This is a genomic window from Micromonospora sp. NPDC002389 (assembly GCF_040296095.1).
Classification (GTDB): Bacteria; Actinomycetota; Actinomycetes; order Mycobacteriales; family Micromonosporaceae; genus Micromonospora.
This window is the reverse complement of sequence record NZ_JBEOWP010000006.1, coordinates 382,131-398,318: the sequence shown is the minus strand read 5'-3', so window position 1 is coordinate 398,318 and position 16,188 is coordinate 382,131. Positions and strand designations below refer to the sequence as shown.

Sequence of the window (16,188 nt, the reverse complement as noted above, 5' to 3'; positions counted from 1 at the left end):
ATAGCAGGGGACCCTTCCTTACATCCGGGTCAGCCTCGGCCCTGGAACCAGCGGCGCAGGTCGGACAGCGGACCGTCACTGGTGCGGCGGTCGGCGACCGGATCCCGCTCGACCGGTCGGCGCGGCGTACCCACCAACTCCCGGCTCGGCGCGGTGAACGCCTGCTCGGGCTCGCCGTCGACCGCAGTGGCGATGATCCGGGCCACCCCGTCGATCACCCGGGACTGCACGGTGGCGCCGACCGAGTCGTTCGGGTCGTCCGGGTTCGCCGCGATGCCGGCGACCGCGACCTGCGGGGTGTACGCGACGAAGCTCTCCGTGGCGGCGCCGTCGGAGCTACCGGTCTTGCCGGCCACCGGGCGCCCCTCCAGGATCCGGTTCACCGCCGTGGCGGTACCGCCGTTGCACTGCCCGAACGCGGACTGCTGGCCCACTGGGCAGCGGGCCGCGTCGGTGGCGGCCCGGGCCACGTCGGCTTCGAGCACCTGCCGACAGGACGGGTCACCCACCGGCAGCCGCGCACCGTCCGGGCCGGTCACCGACACCACCGGCAGCGGCGCGCAGTACGTCCCCTCCGCCGCCACCGTCGCGTACGCGTTGGCCACGTCGAGTGGGGTGGTGGCGGACACGCCGAGGGTGAACGCGCCCCAGTCGGCGGCACGCTGGTCGGCGAAGGTCGCGTCCGCCTCGGCCCGGAACGTGATGCCCAGGCGCTGCGCCATCTCCACCACCTTGTCCGGCCCGACCTGCTCGGCCAGCCAGACGAAGTACGTGTTCACGGAGCGACCGAAGCCGTCCCACATCATCCGGTACCCGTCCATCCAAGCCGGGTTGGCGTTGGCCGGGCACCACCGGCCGTCGCAGCTGCTGTCCCCCTCCGCCGGGTACCGGGTGGGCAGCCGGCTCGGTGCGTCGTACCCGGTGGACAGCGTCCGGCCGGACTCCAACGCGGCGAGCATGGTGAACAGCTTGAAGGTCGAGCCGGCCTGGTAGCCGGTCACACCGGGCCCACCGGAGATCAGCGGGTTCACCGTGTTCGGGTAGTTGGCCTGCCCGTCCGGGTTCTCCGCGAGGCTGTAGTGACGGTTGACCGCCATGGCGAGCACCCGGCCGGTGCCGGGCTCGACCGCCGCGATCGGCAGGGCGCGCGGGTTGCGGTACCCGTAGACGCTGGTCGCCTGCTCCTGCGCGGTGGCCTGGATCTCCGGGTCGAGCGAGGTGACCACCGTGTAGCCGCCCCGACGCAACGCCTGCTCACGCTCGGTGGGGGTGTCGCCGAACTGCGGCTGCTCCATCCACCACCGGCGCAGGTAGTCGCAGAAGAAGCCCCAGCCGTCCCGACCACCGGCGGTGGCGGCGCAGCCGTTGGCCTGCTCACTGGGGTTCAGGCGCAACTCCTCGGCCTTGGCGTCGGCGGCCTGCTCCGCGGTGATCGCACCGGTCGCGACCATGGAGTCCAGCACGTACGCGCGCCGGGCCAGCGCCGCGTCGGCGTCACCGTCGATCGGGCTGTACGCCTCCGGCGCCTGCACCAGACCGGCCAGCAGCGCCGCCTCGGCGAGGGTCAGATCCGCCGGCACCGTGGAGAAGTAGCGCTCACTGGCGGCGGCGATCCCGTACGCCCCGGAACCGAAGTACGCGATGTTGAGGTAGCGGTTGAGGATCTCGTCCTTGCCGAGGCGCTGCTCCAGCGCGTTGGCGTACCGGATCTCCTGGAGCTTGCGCCCGACGGTCTGCTCGGTGGCCGCGGCCCGCTCCTCGGTCGTCCGGGTCGAGTCGGTCTTGAGCACGTTGCGCACGTACTGCATGGTCAACGTCGAGCCGCCCTGCTCGGTGCCGCCCTCGGTGACGTTGGTGACCAGAGCGCGCGCCATGCCCCGCAGGTCCACCCCGCTGTGGTCGTAGAAGCGCCGGTCCTCGGCGGCCACGATCGCCTGCCGCATCACCGGCGTGATCTCGTCCAGCGTCACATCGGCCCGGTTGACGTCGTAGAACGTGGTGATCAGCGTCTTGCCGTCGTTGGCGTAGAGGTAGGAACGCTGCGGGGTGGCCGGGGTCCGCAGCACGTCCGGTAGTTCGGCGTAGCTGCCCAGCGCCGCCTTGGCGGTCAGCCCGAACACCAGGTTCACCGGCAGCATGAGGCCCGCCACGACGAGGCCGACGAGCCCGCCGGCCAGCAGGACGGTGAACAGTCGCGACAGTGGCGTAGGGGTGGCCATGGTCACCAGGATTGCCGCGAATGCCACGATCCGACCACCGAATCGGCCCAGTTGTCAGGCAATTCACGGCCAGCTGCCAGCGGTTTCTGCGCTGGTCAGCCCGAGAACACCCGATGCCAGCTGATCAGACCGGGCAACAGGAGCACCGCGCCCACCAGGGACAGCAGGGTCAATCCCAGCGGTAACCGGGCACCACGTAACGCCTTGCGCAGGTGCACCTCGCGTACCTCGCTGCGTTCCGCAGGGCTGAAGTCCCGGTCGATCTCCAGCTCGGCCTCCCGTTCGGCGGTCTGCAACAGGTGCGCGGCCCAGGTGGTGAGCCCGGCGGCGATCACCCAGAGCGCCGAGTCCAGGGCCACCTTGGCGGTGGAGATCGCCGGGTCGGGCGGACCGGTCGACACCGAGGTCAGCATGTTGATGCCGGCACCGGCGAAGAGCCCGGCCAGGAAGTTCAGCGTCGACGGCGCCGGTATCGGCAGGCTCATCGTCAGCCCCTGGCCGAGCCGTCGGGCCAGGGCAGGTCCGGCCAGGTCGTACCGCAGACCTCCCGGCCCATCGTGTCGAGACGCCGCAGCACCTCCATGGTCACCACCCCGTCGAGGGCTGCGGTGAGGTCACCGAGTTCGGTCCGGTACGCCACCATCTGTTCGACCACCTTCTTCATCGTCGGGGTCTGTGTCCGCCCGTCCCGCTTGGCGATCCGATCCCGGATGGTCCCCTCGATCTGGTCGGCGCCCCGCCGCCAGGCACGCAGGTGGCGCTCGGTCAGGAGCAGGCCGGCCGGCGGCGTGACCGGTTCCGGCGCGACGACCGGCTCCCGGAGTTCGGCCGGTTCGGTCCGCTGGTGGTTGAGCACCTCGCCATAGAGTTTCAGGCTCTCCAACTGCACGATGCGCCAGACCGTGTCGGCGAGCTGGGCGGCCACGAACGGGATGCGCAGCCGCTCCTCCGGCGCCGTCGGCAGCAGCGTCGGCCCGGTCATCGCGGTACGCATCCGCTGGAACAGCGTCTGCAGGTGCTCCCGCGTCCCGGTGGCGGTCTCGGTGCACAGCAGGGTCGCCTCCAGCACCTGCGACAGGTCGATCTCCCGGCCGGGCACGGTCCACTCCCTTTCCCGCCCCATCAGCCAGGTGTGCGCGACCTGCATCGCCGGGCGCATCGGCACTCCGGCGCGGACCAGGGCGCTCAGGCACATCGCGGTGGTGGCCTCTTCGCGGTTCCAGGTGCCCGTGCCGCTGCGCCACCAGTTCTCGAACGGCCCACCCTGGTCCACCTGGCGCAACAGCCAGTTGCAGGCGTCCCGGACCACCGGATGGTCCACGCGCAGGTCGGCCTGACACAGCCCGAGCACCACCCGCGCCGTCACCCAGGGCACCCGGGCCGGATAGAAGTTGCCCTCCGCCTCCTGCGCCCGGGTGGCCATCTCCACCAGCAGGTCGATGCGATCCTGGTCCTGGTGTTGGGACGGCGCCGCCCCCTCGAACCCCAGCAGCAGGCCCAGCACCCAGTTGCGGTACATCCGACCGTGATCAAGGCCCTCGGCGGTCAGACCGGCCAGGTGCGGCATCGCCCCCAGCAGCGCGTCCTCCTCGGCCATCGACCGCTGGATCTCGACGAAGTCGGCGTAGTCGGCGGTGTGCCCGTCCACCGGCTCGGGCAGCGAACGCTCCGGGTCGTCGTAGCGCCAGCGGTCGCGGATCCGCTCCGCAATCGCTTCCCAGGCGTCGATGTGGTTGAGCTGGTGCAGGGCGCTGGCCGCGAAGACCGCCGCGCCCAGGTTGTCGCCCCAGGTCGGGTCGTCGACGCTACGACGGCTCAGCGAACGGCCCAGCCGGATCAACGTCTCCCAGGTGGTCAGCAGGTACAGGCTGTCCGGGCGGGCCTCGTCCGGTGAGACGAGGCTGTCCAGCCGCCCCAGCGTCGCCTTCATCAACCGGTCACCGCCGCGCTGCAGATGCGTCCAGACGATCCGCTCAGGTCGGCGCCACTTCCGGTCGGCGTTCCACTGGTTGCGGGCGTGGTTCATCACCAGCCGTGCCCGCCGCCGCGACCCGATCTGGTACGCCCCGTCGATCTGATAGATCAGCTCGGCGTCGCGCAACTGCTGCAACGGCGCACGCAGGTGACCCGCCTCGCGCACCGCCATCTGCAACTCCAGCACGCCGAGGCAGGCCAGCCGGTAGAGCGCCTCCTGCTGCCCCGGGTCGGTGACCTTGCGGGTGTAGTACTCCTCCAGGTCCTGCTCGGTCGGCACCCGGCCGCCGGGAGTGGCGTCGTACAGGTCGATCGCGGTCAACGCGATGTGCGCGTCGTCCTGTGCCAGGTGGCGCACCGTCTGCCGGTCCGTGTCGTTCAGGTCGCTGTCGACCAGCAGCTGGTTGACCAGCAACCGCCCCTCGGCCAGCACCGGGTGCAGCGCGTTGGTCGGCTCGCCCCGACGCAGGATCGCCGCCGCCGACTTCCAGCTCGTCGCCAACACCTGCAGCCGGAGTCCGAAATCCGACCGCATCCGCTCCAGGCAACCGAACATCTCGTTGCGGACCGGCAGGTTGGCGTGCAGGTTCTCCAACACCACCAGGTAGTTGCCGGTGCTGCTGCGCCGTTGCTTCAACAACGCCAGCACCACCGATGCCGGGCCGTCCGCCGGGTCGCTCAGGTTGAGCCACACCACCCCGTCGCCCCGGGCCAGGCGCTGCTCGGCGACGTTCGCCACCAGCGCCGACTTGCCGCACCCGTGGTCGCCGATCACCACCACGTCGTGACCGACGTCGAGCGCCTCGTCCACCCGGATCGAGCTGGAGGTGATGCGATGCAGCCGAAGGTAGTAGTCCAGCGTGCTCTGGCTGGGCAGTTGCGCGTGCCCGACCCGCTTGGGCCGCCACGACGCCCCCAGCGGCTCACCCCACTCGACCAGCGCGTAGCTCAACAGCACCAGCGGGCCGACCCCCGCCGCCGAACTGCTCGCCGCGCGCACGGCAGCCTCGGGAAGACGTACCCTGGTCGGCCCTTCGGGCGCCTCGATCTGGACCACGAGCGCGTGACCGGCGCCCGCGGCGAACTCGATGGTGACCTCGGGTTGGACCTGCAACGCCGCGCGCCGCCCCTCGGGCACCTGCGCGAGCAGGTCGAGTCGGGCGGCTCCGAGCAGCTCGAACGCGTCCGGGGCCGGCCCGAGTGCCTCGACGGTCTTCCACTCACCGGGCGGTTCGTCCGTCACGACGCAGCCCCCCTCCGACCGATCACCCTGGGTCAGCCGACAATCACCAGGACACTTCGATGCTAGCCGCCGGACCCTCCACTGTCGCCGGACAGCTCGGCGCAGACCCGCAGGTACTTGGTGCGGACCAATTCGCCGTAGACATCGCCGACTCCCGCGTCGGAGAGCGTGAAGCCACCACGCCCGAACGCCGTGCGGATCTCGTCCGCGTCACCCAGGTCGTAGCTCTCCATCCGGGTGGCATACTGGCGCACCGCCGCCGACAACTCCTCCAGATGCACCGGCAGCAGTCCACGCCAACTGGCGGCCCGTTCCCGGAACCGCAACTCGAAGTCGTCGACCAGATCGGACACTCGATGCCGGTCGTCCATCTCCTGGTCCGAGTCCGGCCAGGAGTTGCCGTGGTGCAGACGCACGGTGGTTACCACCGACCCGCCGGGCCGCAGCAGCTCCGACCAACTGCCGATCACCGTGGCCGCGGCGTCGCGCGCGAACCGGGTCAGGAACGCGTCGGCCACCACCAGGTCGAACCTACCGCCGTCCACCAGCCGGCGTACGTCGTCCTGCCGGGTGATGTCGGCCTTGTGCACCTGGACGTCGGCGCCCACCTGGGTGGCGTACCAGTGGCAGGCCAGCAGCGGCGTCTGGCACTTGTCCACCACGTGCACCTCGAAGTCGGCCAGCCGAGGACCGTTCGTCGACCGGATGGCGTGCAGCACGTACGCCAGCGTGGTGTAGTCGGCGGTGCCGCTGATCAGCACGCGACGGGCACCGGCGCGCACCGCCTCGACGAGCCGCCGGTGATAGAACTCCGCGTGCCACTGCGGGCTGCTCACCATGTCGAAGAGGCGGAGGTACTGCCAGGCGGAGTGATACCAGGAGCAGTTCTTCTTGTCCTGGTGCGACGGGCCGCACGACATCGGTGCCATCGCGTACAGCATGTTGGCGGTCTTCAACAGCGACCGGGTCAGCTCCGGCCCGGGCGGGCGGTGCGGGGCCTCGTCGGCGGCAGGCACCCGGCGCATCAGCTCCTCCCAGAGCAACGACGCCCGCTGCACGTCCTCGGTGTCCTGACTGACCACCCAGGACACCACGCCGTCACCGCCGACCTCCTGCCGGACGACCACCTGCCGGTCGATGAGCCACATGTCGGTCATCGGCACCTGCGCGTCCTCACCACTGATCCGCACCGGCACCTTCACCGGATGCAGCTCGTTGGCGCGGTCCTCGTCCACCTGACGGTCCACGTCCCCGCTGCCCACGTCCTCGCCGGGCACCAGGTACATCCGCCGGACCACGGCCCGCTGGGCCAACTGACGAAACACCGCCCGGGAGAACAGGTCGGCCGGCCGCCCCACCGCGGAGTACGGCACGATCTGGCACAGTTCCCGGTGCACCCCGGAGGCCAGTCCCTGGATCAGTTCGTCGATCGCCGCGCCGGGCAGCCGCACCCGTTTGGTGTCGGTGCCCTCGTACGACGCCCGGAAGAACAGGTTCGCCCGGCGCGCCCGTTCGATCAACTCGGCCGGGGTCACCCCCCGCTCCGGCGCGCTGTTCGGATCGGCCATCTCGGCGACTCCCCTCACCGCAGCGACGCCGTGACGACCAGGTGACTGCCACCCGGCGCGGACACGACATCGCGGACCTGCCAACCCGCTTCCCTGACGGCGCCGATGACGTCAGAGGGGCGGAACCTTCGGGACTGGAAGCAACGGATGCGGTGCCCGGCGGGCAGTGGGTGGTCGCCCAGCACCACTGACCGGCGCAGCACCGCCTCGCCGGTCACCACACCGTCCTGCCAGCTCAGCACGAACTCCAGCTCGGCGTCGGTCAGACCGGCGGCGAGCAGTGGTTGCAGCGCGGCGGTGCGGAACTGCGACGACCGGTAGGGCGCGAGGACGTCCTGCGGCGACTCGTCGGCCGGGCCTGCCGCGACGCTGAGCAGCAGCACGTCACCGGGGCGCAGCGCGGCGGTGATGTTCGCCAGCGCGGTCGCGGGCTGCTCGACGTTGCCCAGCGTGTGGCCGAGCAGGCAGCCGACGACGGGCTCCGCCTCGGGACGCCAGCGTTCCACGCCGCGCGAGGTGCCGGCCTCGATGTCCCACACGTGGGAGTCAACGCTCATCCGGTCGCCGCCGAAGCGGGTCAGTCGGTCGCAGGCGATCCCGAGCAGTGTCTCGCTGAAGTCGAGGGCCAGGTACCGCCGGCAGGTCCGACCCCGGCTGGCCAGGCGGGACAGGAAGGCGCGACTGCGACCGCCGTTGCCCGGGCCGATCTCGGCCACGGCCAGCGCCCCGGCGGCCACCACCCCGGCGGCGATCAGGGCGTCGGCCTCGTGCCGCGCGGAGGCCAGCATGCTCAGGTAGCCGGCCGAGCGGGCGTACGCGTCGTGGGTGTAGGCGGCGCTACCGGCGTAGGCGAACTTGAGCGGGACCCGGCCGACCCGGATCGCCTCCATCGCGGTCAGCCGATGCTGCTCGCACTCGAAACGGGGGAGCTCGGTGCGAGGAGCGGAATTCGACCGGGAGTCGACCAGCGGCGAGACGGATCGAACGGGCAACGGACCACCCAGCACGCCCCACGCGCGTATCGCCTCTGCCACAACGTCCTCCGACGAGGTCAGGGCCGACCGTCGATTGCTCAACAATAGGGTTCGGACGCAACTCCGCGCACCTTTAGGAGTGCTGCCATTTCGCAATCTGCAATACGCCCACTCAGCGGCCGATCCAATTAGCACAGAAGCAGGACCCGGGAATCAATCCATCAGCCGACGTGAATTAGGCCGAACGGAGGATGGAGAGGCACGGGCCGCGATTCTCATGGGACCTCACTCCGTCCCGCCGCCGTACGCGGCCAACTCGGCCACGGCGGCATGGGCCACGGCGCCGAACGTCGTCGGCGTGAAACGGTGCACGCGTTGCCAGCCGCCGGACAGCCCGCCGACGTCGTCGACACCCTGCTCCACCAACAGCACCAGCGGCTTGTCCAGGGCCAGCGCGGCACCCTTCTCCTCGATGAGGCAGGCGTGGGTGGCGTACTGCCGACCCGTCCCGGCGATGGGCCGCTCCCGCGTCATCAGCGAGACGACGTACCCCGCGCCCCGGATACCGTCGAGCACCGCCGCGTCCTGGCCGTTGTCGCAGTCCCGCCCGCTCCGCACGGCGAACCCCCGCCTTGCCAGCAGGTCATGCAGCAGGCGTACGTAATCGTCGTCCCGGTCGTCCGAACAGGACAGGAAGACGGTGCCGGCCGGGCCCGGCCCGTCAGGACGGGCCGCGCTCTCCCGCACCTCGTCGAGCAGCCGATCGGCCCGCATGCGGTCCCCGGCGAGCAGCCGGAACGCCTGACACTTGATCAGCACCTCGTTGGCCTCGGCGGCCAACCCCGCAGGCGAGGTCCGGCGGTCCAGGGTGAACATGCCCTTCAGGCGCGCCCGCTCACCGTGATAGAAGACCGACGCCTGGGCCTCGACCTCGGCCAGGTCGACGTGCAGGACGATGGCGACACCGTCCTCCGACCGGTCCAGGGCGAGCTCACCGGTGGCGACCAAGCCCGTCGACAGTGGATCGAGGACGATCACGTCGAAGTCGTCGACCGTCGCGTGCCGCGCCGCCGCGTCCAGGTTGCCGGCGACCACCAGACGCCGCACCAGGGGACTTCGAGTCAGTTCCTGGTACAGCCTCCCCGCGTCGGTGTCGCACAACAGCACGGACAATCGGGGAAACGTCGACACGAAACCGGCTCCATGAATGTCTCAGCCCTGGGAAATGAGCACCCATGGTGGCACGGCGACGATCGAGTGCACCTCGGCGTAATGACCGCCCCGACAATGGCCGAACAGTGCCGGCGATCACCGGCACGCCCATCGACGGCGATCGGGTGTTTCTCCCGGGCCGCCGAAGTGGGCACCCACACCGTCGAGTGGTACGGCAGGCGGTCCGGTAGCCGACAGTTCTGCGATACGAGAGCCGCTGATTCTCCGCAGTCGACCAGCCCGACCACGGCAGGTCCGAGCGGCCGGGTCGTCAGGCCGTGCCCAGCGGTCCGGGCCCGCCCGGGCCCGCCGGCCCCAGACCGGTCGGACCTGCCGTCGCGACACTGGCGCTGGTGGCGTCCCGCAGGATCTCCCGGGGCAGCAGCCGACCGGACCGGTAGGCGATGCCGATGCCGGCGATCAGCACGAAGATCGCCCCGAAGGTCTGCAGGGAGCCGATCAGTGCACCACCGAGACCGAGCAGCGGACTGGCGATCATCAGCATGGTGCCGTCGCCCATGCTGAACATCCCCGACCGCGCTACCGCCCATCCGGTGAGCAGCCAACCGACGCTGTAGAAGGTCGCACCGACCAGCACCAGCGACCGGGCGGTGGCGCCGAAGACCGGGGTGTCCTCGGCGAACCCGGCGAAGGGCAGCATCAGCACCGTGCCGGCGATGCTGACCAGCAGCCCGGCGACGGCACTGCGGCGACTGCGGGTGGCGGCGAGCAGGCCGGCCAGGCCGAGCAGGGCCAGCAGCCCGAGCCAGATGGCGGCGACCCAACCGATCAGGTACACCGCACGGCCGTCGGCCGGGTACGGGTCGTTGCCCACCCCGCCGTCGCTGGCCATCGCCACCGCGCCGTAGAGGATCGCGTACGCGGGCAGCAGCCAGACCGCGGCGCGGGCCAGGCGGCGCAGCGACCAGGCCCAACTCGCGTTGGTGGCCGGACCGGGTGGTCCCGGATCGTCGACGAAGGGCAGGACGCCGAAGCCCCCACCGGTCCGTCGGGTGCCGAGCGGCCCGGCAGGGTCGTGTGCCCCGGGTACCTCCGGCGCGGACCACAGCCGTTTCAGCGGATCCATCGGTCACCTCGCTCATCCCCGAGCGGTGCCGGGACACGCCGAGGCGCCCCGATGCCTGGTCACCACCCGCCTAGGACCGATGGTGGCAGGCACCGGAGCGCCTCATGAGCGTTTCTCGTATTTGTCCGGACGCGGGTCCGGACCGGGTCACCCCGGCCCGGACCCGTCCCGGATCAGCCTCGCTCGCGCTGGTCGGCCGGGTCGTTCAGCAGACTTCCCGGGGAGACCGGCTCCGGCGCGGGCAGCCCCTGCGGCTCCTTGCCGCCGGTGGCCTGCGCCTCGGCGACGCGTACCTCGTTGTGGATCTCCTGGGCCGCCTTGGCGGCGGCCTGCGCGGCCTCGGCCGCCTCCCGCTCCACCGCGCTGGCGTCCTCGGACGCCTGCCGGGTGGGTGCGTCGCCGACCATCTGGCTCAACCCGCCGAGCGCGCCGCCCATACCCTCCAGGGCCTTGGTCAGTTCGGCCGGCACGATCCACACCTTGTTGGCCGTGCCGTTGGCGATCTGCGGCAGGGCCTGGAGGTACTGGTAGGCCAGCACCTTCTGGCTCGGGTTGGCCTGGTGGATGGCATCGAACACCGTACGGACCGCCTTGGCCTGACCCTCGGCCTGCAGGATGCGGGCCTGCCGGTCACCGTCGGCGCGCAGCACCGCCGCCTGCTTCTCACCCTCGGCTGAGAGGATCTGCGACTGCTTGTGGCCCTCGGCGTTCAGGATCGCGGCCCGGCGGTCCCGCTCGGCGCGCATCTGCTTCTCCATGGAGTCGCGGATGCTCGGCGGCGGCTCGATCGCCTTGATCTCCACCCGGGTCACCTTGATGCCCCACCGGCCGGTGGTCTCGTCCAGCACCCCGGAGAGGTGCCGGTTGATCTCCTCACGGCTGGTCAGCGCGCGCTCCAGGTCGAGCGAACCGATCACGTTCCGCAGCGTGGTGACGGTGAGCTGCTCGATCGCCTGGAGGAAGTTGGAGATCTCGTAGGTGGCCCGGACCGAGTCGACGACCTTGAAGTAGAGCACGGTGTCGATCGAGACGACCAGGTTGTCCGAGGTGATCACGGGCTGCGGCGGGAAGCTGACCACCTGCTCGCGCATGTCCACCTTCGTCCGCACCGCGTCGACGAAGGGCACCAGGATGTTCAGCCCGGGGTTGAGCGTCCGCTTGTACCGGCCGAGCCGCTCGACCACGTCCTGACGCTGCTGCGGCACGATCCGCACCGACTTCGCCAGGGTGATCACGGAGATCAGGGCAAATGCTATCAACAGGACGGGTACGACAAGTTCCATCCGTTCACCTTTCCGCTTCGGGTAGCTCACCGGGCGCCGAAACGTCCCGCCAGACCAGGGCTACCGCTCCCTTGACCTGAATAACCTGCACCCGTTCACCGGGTGCCAAAACCTGCGTGGCGTCGTAGGCCCGCGCGCTCCACACCTCGCCGTCGATCTTCACCATGCCCGCAGCAGCGTCGACCTGCTCCAGCACCAGCGCCGACGACCCCTCGATCGCCTCCACGCCGAAGGCGGTCTCGCCGGTCTCCATCGCGGTCTGCTTGTGCCGCTGAATGACCGGCCGCGCCGCGAGCACGGTCAACGCCGACACGACGGCGAAGACGACCGCCTGTATCGCCACCGGCGCTCCGAGCGCGGCGGCGCCCGCGGCGGCGAACGCACCGACCGCGAACATGACCAAGAACAGGGTCGCCGTGAAGATCTCAGCGACCGCTAGTACCACACCCAGCACGATCCACAGCACGGCATCCACGTAACGATCGTGACATGACAATGCACGTGTCATCGAACTGTCATGATCGGAGGCGCCCGACTACCGCCGTCGAAGGAGCCTTCGTGTCCCTGCGTCCGGAAACATTACGGCACGTCGACGCCCTGGTGGCCGACGCGCAGTCCGCCGGCCACGTGCCGTCGCTCGTCGTCGGCGTGGTGCGGGACGGCACGCTGGCGCACCTGGCCGCCGCCGGCGAAGATCCCCGGCCGCACGCCGACCTGCAGTACCGGATCGGCTCGATCACCAAGACCATGACCGCCGTGCTGATCATGCAGGAGCGCGACGCCGGACGGCTGGCGCTCGACGATCCGCTGCGGCGGCACCTGCCCGAGGCCGAGGCCGCCGGGCCGATCACCCTACGCCAGTTGCTCGGGCACGCGGGCGGACTGCAACGCGAGCCGGACGGTCCCTGGTGGGAGCGGAGCGAGGGCGTCGACCTGCACACCCTTCTGGCCGACTTCGGCGCCCCGAAGATCGCGCTGCCCGCGTACCGCACCCACCACTACTCGAACCTGGCGTTCGGCCTGCTCGGCGGCGCACTGCAACGGATCACCGGCAGCGGATGGGCACAGTTGGTGCAGGAGCGGATCCTGACGCCGCTGGACATGCACCGCACCACCTACGCCGCCACCGCGCCGTACGCCCCCGGGTACGTGGTGCACCCGTGGCACGACACCCTGCGCGAGGAGCCGCGTACCGACACCGGGGCGATGGCGCCCGCCGGGCAGCTCTGGTCGACCGTGGAAGACCTGGCCCGCTGGGCGGCGTTCCTCGCCGACCCCGACCCCGCCGTACTCGCCCCGGACACCCTCGACGAGATGTGCGCCCCCGTCTTCCTCAGCGATCTCGACTCCTGGCGCGGCGGCTACGGCCTGGGCATCCAACTCACCCGCCAGGGCGAACGCGTCTACGTCGGGCACGGCGGCTCGATGCCCGGCCACGTCGCCGTGCTGCTGGTGCACCGGTCCAGCCGTACCGGTCTGGTCGGCTTCGCCAACTCGTACGGCTTCCGCACCGGCGGCATCAGTCCGCTCGGCCTCCAGGTGCTGAACCGGGTGCTCGACACCGAGCCGGCACCGGTCCGGCCGTGGCGACCCGCCGACGCCCCGCCCCCGGCCGACGTGGCGGCGCTGACCGGCCGCTGGTGGTGGATGGGCACCGCGCTCGACGTGACCTGGGACCACAGCACCGGCGACCTGGTGGGCACCCTGCGCGGCGACCGGGTCAGCCGCTACCGCCCGGACGGCCCGGACCGCTGGCGCGGGCACAGCGGCACGGAGATCGGCGAGATCCTCCGGGTCCACCGCGACCCCGCCGGCCGCCCGGTCGCCCTGGACATCGCCACCTTCCTCTTCACCCGCACCCCCGACGACGCCCCGTAACCCCCGCTCGCAGAAGACGGCACACGTCCCGGACGAGCTGCGCGGATCGGTGGCCCGGACGACCGTGGGCGGGGGCTGCCGTGCCCGGCGGAGGGATCAAGCCTGACCGCCCGGAGCCGGGCACGGCAGCCCCCGCCCCGACCGCAACCACTCACGCAGGCTCGGTGACGAAGTCGATCAGGCGTTCCATGGAGTTGATCAGTGGGGTCTCCACGTCGGCGAAGGTGTTCACCCGGGACAGGATGTGCCGCCACATGTCGGCCGGTTCGGCGACGCCGAGCGCGGCGCAGACGCCCTCCTTCCACGGGCGTCCCGGCGGCACCACCGGCCACGCCGCGATACCCAGCGCCGACGGCTTCACCGCCTGCCACACGTCGACGTAGGGGTGCCCGGTGACCAGCACGTGCGGGGAGTTCACCCGGGCCACGATCCGGCTCTCCTTCGAGCCTGGCACCAGGTGGTCGACGAGGACACCGAGCCGGCGGTCGGGTCCGGGACCGAACTCCCGCACCCGCTCGTCGAGCGCGTCGACGCCCTCCAGCGGCTCCACCACCACGCCCTCGATCCGCAGGTCGTCACCCCAGATCCGCTCCACCAGCGCGGCGTCGTGGACGCCCTCGACCCAGATCCGGCTGGCCCGGGCGACCCGGGCGCGGACACCGTCCACCGCCACCGAGCCGGACGCGGTACGCCGACGCGCCGCCGGCACCGGGGCGCGGGCCGGTCGACGCAGCGTCACCGGACGACCGTCGAGCAGGAACGCGGCCGGCAGCAACGGGAAGTTGCGCCGCTTGCCGTGCCGGTCCTCCAGCACGACCGCGCCGGAGTCGAAGCCGACCACCGCTCCGCAGAAGCCCGAGTCGGCGTCCTCGACCACCAGATCCGGTTCGGCGTCGACCTCCGGGGTCACCTTCCGCCGCCGCCAGTCCCCCGCCAACACGTCGTCGCCATACCGCCGCCCCATCCGATCACGCTAACCGCCGGTCCCGCACGCGCCGCCGCCGACTCGCCGCCGCCTCGCCCGGCCCACCGGGTGCGATGCACTGCAAAAGCCGCGTCCACGAACAAATCACGTGGCAGAGTCGCATGATCGACGCGCCGGGGAGGCGGGCGCGCGGCAGCCGAGACAGGGGTGGGCGTCAGCACGTACTCTTTCCGCATGTCCACCCCCGCTGCGGGTGCGGCCATCCTCGCGCCGCGCCGGTCGAGCCGGTTCGTTGCCTGGGTGCGCGCATGGCGCGCCGGGCTCGTGCCCTTCGACGAGGTCGCTGACGAAGTCGCCGGTGACGAGGAGCACCTCGTCGCCGACGCGCCCGGCACCTGGACCGACGTGCCGCTGCGGGACGCCCTGCCCACCCTGGCCAAGCTCTCGCCGGACGAGATCCGACTGGTGCTGCCGGCCCCCGGCGACCCGCGCGGGCTGCCCGGCCCCGGTGACTTCGCCGGTGCCGCGCTGGTGACCGGCGAGGCGGTGATCGCCGGTGCGCTCGGCCTGATCCCCGAGGTGCGGGTGCACACCTCCGGCTCCGGGGACACCTTCGAGACGGTGCTCTGGCGGGTCTACCCGCTGCCGCCCAACGCCCCGGCGGCGTCCCTCACCCTGCCCGGCGCCGCCGAGGCGGAGGCGGAACTGGCCGCCGCCCTGGCCGACACCACCGCCGCGCTCACCCGGCTCGACGTGGCCCAGTGGCGCCCCGAGTTGGCCGGTGCCCTGGAGGCGCTACGCCGCCCCGACGGCACCACCGACCTGCCGCCCGGATTCGACCCGCGCTCCCGCCGGCTGTTCGCCCGCGCCGCCGTGCTCGACCGGGTGCTCGCGCTGGCCGGGCACGCGGCACCGGGCGGCGCGGTGAACAACCACGAGGCCCAGCAGCGCGACGCCGCACTGCGTCCGCTCACCACGGCCTGCCGACAAGCCCTGGTCGCCGCCTGCAACGCGCCCCTGCGGCCCTGAGACCGCCTCCGCCCGCTCAGATCTCGTCGATCAGGTCGGCCACCGAGTCGACGATCCGGGACGGCCGGTACGGGTAGCGTTCCGCCTCGGTGCGGGTGCTGATCCCGGTCAGCACCAGGATCGTCTCCAAGCCGGCCTCCAGGCCACAGAGGATGTCGGTGTCCATCCGGTCGCCGATCATCGCGGTGCTCTCCGAGTGTGCGTCGATCGTGTTCAACGCCGAGCGCATCATCATCGGGTTCGGCTTGCCGACGAAGTACGGCTCCACGCCGGTCGCCTTGGAGATCATCGCCGCCACCGACCCGGCGGCCGGCAGCGCGCCCTCCACCGACGGGCCGGTGGCGTCCGGGTTGGTGCAGATGAACCGCGCCCCGTCGTCGATCAGCCGGATCGCCTTGGTGATCGCCTCGAAGCTGTAGGTGCGGGTCTCCCCCAGCACCACGTAGTCGGGCGCGAAGTCGCTGAGCACGTAGCCCACCGCGTGCAGGGCCGTGGTCAGCCCGGCCTCCCCGATCACGTACGCGGTGCCACCGGGCCGCTGATCGGCCAGGAACTGGGCGGTGGCCAGGGCGGACGACCAGATCGCCTGCTCCGGCACGTCCAGCCCCATCCGGGCGAGCCGGGCCTGGAGGTCGCGCGGGGTGTAGATCGAGTTGTTGGTCAGCACCAGGAACGGCTTGCCGGAGGCACGCAGCCGGTTGACGAACTCCGGCGCGCCCGGCACGGGCTGCCCCTCGTGTACCAGCACACCGTCCATGTCGGTGAGCCAGCTCTGCACGGGCTTGCGGTCATGCAT

General features: G+C 71.3%; 13 protein-coding genes. 2 read left to right on the top strand and 11 right to left on the bottom strand.

Going from position 1 to position 16,188, the window contains the following annotated elements; genetic code table 11:
• Positions 1–29 precede the first annotated feature (29 nt).
• The 9 genes from ABT008_RS14760 to ABT008_RS14720 form a co-directional block, all read right to left on the bottom strand.
• Positions 30–2,219 carry a transglycosylase domain-containing protein gene (locus ABT008_RS14760; RefSeq protein ID WP_350696802.1) on the bottom strand — a complete coding sequence of 730 codons (2,190 nt, stop codon included), beginning with the start codon at positions 2,217–2,219 and terminating at the stop codon, positions 30–32.
• A 95-nt stretch (positions 2,220–2,314) separates the two neighbouring features.
• Positions 2,315–2,704: a hypothetical protein gene (locus ABT008_RS14755; protein ID WP_350696671.1), complete on the bottom strand. Its 390-nt coding sequence runs from the start codon at positions 2,702–2,704 to the stop codon at positions 2,315–2,317.
• Between the two features lie 2 nt (positions 2,705–2,706).
• A complete protein-coding gene (locus ABT008_RS14750; protein ID WP_350696670.1) occupies positions 2,707–5,436 on the bottom strand; it encodes a hypothetical protein in 2,730 nt (909 codons plus the stop codon).
• A 62-nt stretch (positions 5,437–5,498) separates the two neighbouring features.
• Entirely contained in the window at positions 5,499–7,004 is a 1,506-nt protein-coding gene (locus ABT008_RS14745; protein ID WP_350696668.1) for a class I SAM-dependent methyltransferase, read from the bottom strand.
• A 14-nt stretch (positions 7,005–7,018) separates the two neighbouring features.
• Positions 7,019–7,996 carry an L-histidine N(alpha)-methyltransferase gene (locus ABT008_RS14740; protein WP_350696667.1) on the bottom strand — a complete coding sequence of 326 codons (978 nt, stop codon included), beginning with the start codon at positions 7,994–7,996 and terminating at the stop codon, positions 7,019–7,021.
• Positions 7,997–8,263: 267 nt separating this feature from the next.
• Positions 8,264–9,169 (bottom strand): hypothetical protein, encoded by a 906-nt coding sequence (locus ABT008_RS14735; RefSeq protein WP_350696665.1) that lies wholly within the window; start codon positions 9,167–9,169, stop codon positions 8,264–8,266.
• 292 nt (positions 9,170–9,461) lie between these two features.
• Positions 9,462–10,277, bottom strand: a complete 816-nt coding sequence (locus ABT008_RS14730; RefSeq protein WP_350696664.1) for a hypothetical protein — start codon at positions 10,275–10,277, stop codon at positions 9,462–9,464.
• A gap of 173 nt (positions 10,278–10,450) precedes the next feature.
• The gene (locus ABT008_RS14725) at positions 10,451–11,560 is read right to left on the bottom strand and encodes an SPFH domain-containing protein (protein WP_350696662.1); all 1,110 of its coding nucleotides are present in this window, start codon (positions 11,558–11,560) and stop codon (positions 10,451–10,453) included.
• Positions 11,561–11,564: 4 nt separating this feature from the next.
• Positions 11,565–12,035 carry an NfeD family protein gene (locus tag ABT008_RS14720; protein ID WP_350696661.1) on the bottom strand — a complete coding sequence of 157 codons (471 nt, stop codon included), beginning with the start codon at positions 12,033–12,035 and terminating at the stop codon, positions 11,565–11,567.
• 83 nt (positions 12,036–12,118) lie between these two features.
• Between ABT008_RS14720 and ABT008_RS14715 the strand changes: the two genes are divergently transcribed.
• Positions 12,119–13,438, top strand: a complete 1,320-nt coding sequence (locus ABT008_RS14715) for a serine hydrolase domain-containing protein (RefSeq protein ID WP_350696660.1) — start codon at positions 12,119–12,121, stop codon at positions 13,436–13,438.
• Between the two features lie 151 nt (positions 13,439–13,589).
• On the opposite strand, the gene ABT008_RS14710 is transcribed toward ABT008_RS14715, so the two are convergent.
• On the bottom strand, positions 13,590–14,402 hold the full coding sequence (locus tag ABT008_RS14710) for a DUF3097 domain-containing protein (RefSeq protein ID WP_350696658.1): 813 nt from the start codon (positions 14,400–14,402) through the stop codon (positions 13,590–13,592).
• Between the two features lie 195 nt (positions 14,403–14,597).
• Between ABT008_RS14710 and ABT008_RS14705 the strand changes: the two genes are divergently transcribed.
• Positions 14,598–15,392 (top strand): Rv1486c family protein, encoded by a 795-nt coding sequence (locus ABT008_RS14705; protein ID WP_350696656.1) that lies wholly within the window; start codon positions 14,598–14,600, stop codon positions 15,390–15,392.
• Positions 15,393–15,408: 16 nt separating this feature from the next.
• Here the strand turns inward: ABT008_RS14705 and ABT008_RS14700 are convergent, their stop codons facing one another.
• Positions 15,409–16,188, bottom strand: a complete 780-nt coding sequence (locus tag ABT008_RS14700) for an HAD-IIA family hydrolase (RefSeq protein WP_131054931.1) — start codon at positions 16,186–16,188, stop codon at positions 15,409–15,411.

Excerpts from the sequence above, each read along its gene's own strand:
- ABT008_RS14730 (WP_350696664.1), bottom strand. The coding sequence starts at position 10,277 with ATGGATCCGCTGAAACGGCTGTGGTCCGCGCCGGAGGTACCCGGGGCA.
- ABT008_RS14725 (WP_350696662.1), bottom strand. The coding sequence starts at position 11,560 with ATGGAACTTGTCGTACCCGTCCTGTTGATAGCATTTGCCCTGATCTCC.
- ABT008_RS14705 (WP_350696656.1), top strand. The coding sequence starts at position 14,598 with ATGTCCACCCCCGCTGCGGGTGCGGCCATCCTCGCGCCGCGCCGGTCG.
- ABT008_RS14700 (WP_131054931.1), bottom strand. The coding sequence starts at position 16,188 with ATGCATGACCGCAAGCCCGTGCAGAGCTGGCTCACCGACATGGACGGT.
- ABT008_RS14745 (WP_350696668.1), bottom strand. The coding sequence starts at position 7,004 with ATGGCCGATCCGAACAGCGCGCCGGAGCGGGGGGTGACCCCGGCCGAG.
- ABT008_RS14710 (WP_350696658.1), bottom strand. The coding sequence starts at position 14,402 with ATGGGGCGGCGGTATGGCGACGACGTGTTGGCGGGGGACTGGCGGCGG.
- ABT008_RS14760 (WP_350696802.1), bottom strand. The coding sequence starts at position 2,219 with ATGGCCACCCCTACGCCACTGTCGCGACTGTTCACCGTCCTGCTGGCC.
- ABT008_RS14755 (WP_350696671.1), bottom strand. The coding sequence starts at position 2,704 with ATGAGCCTGCCGATACCGGCGCCGTCGACGCTGAACTTCCTGGCCGGG.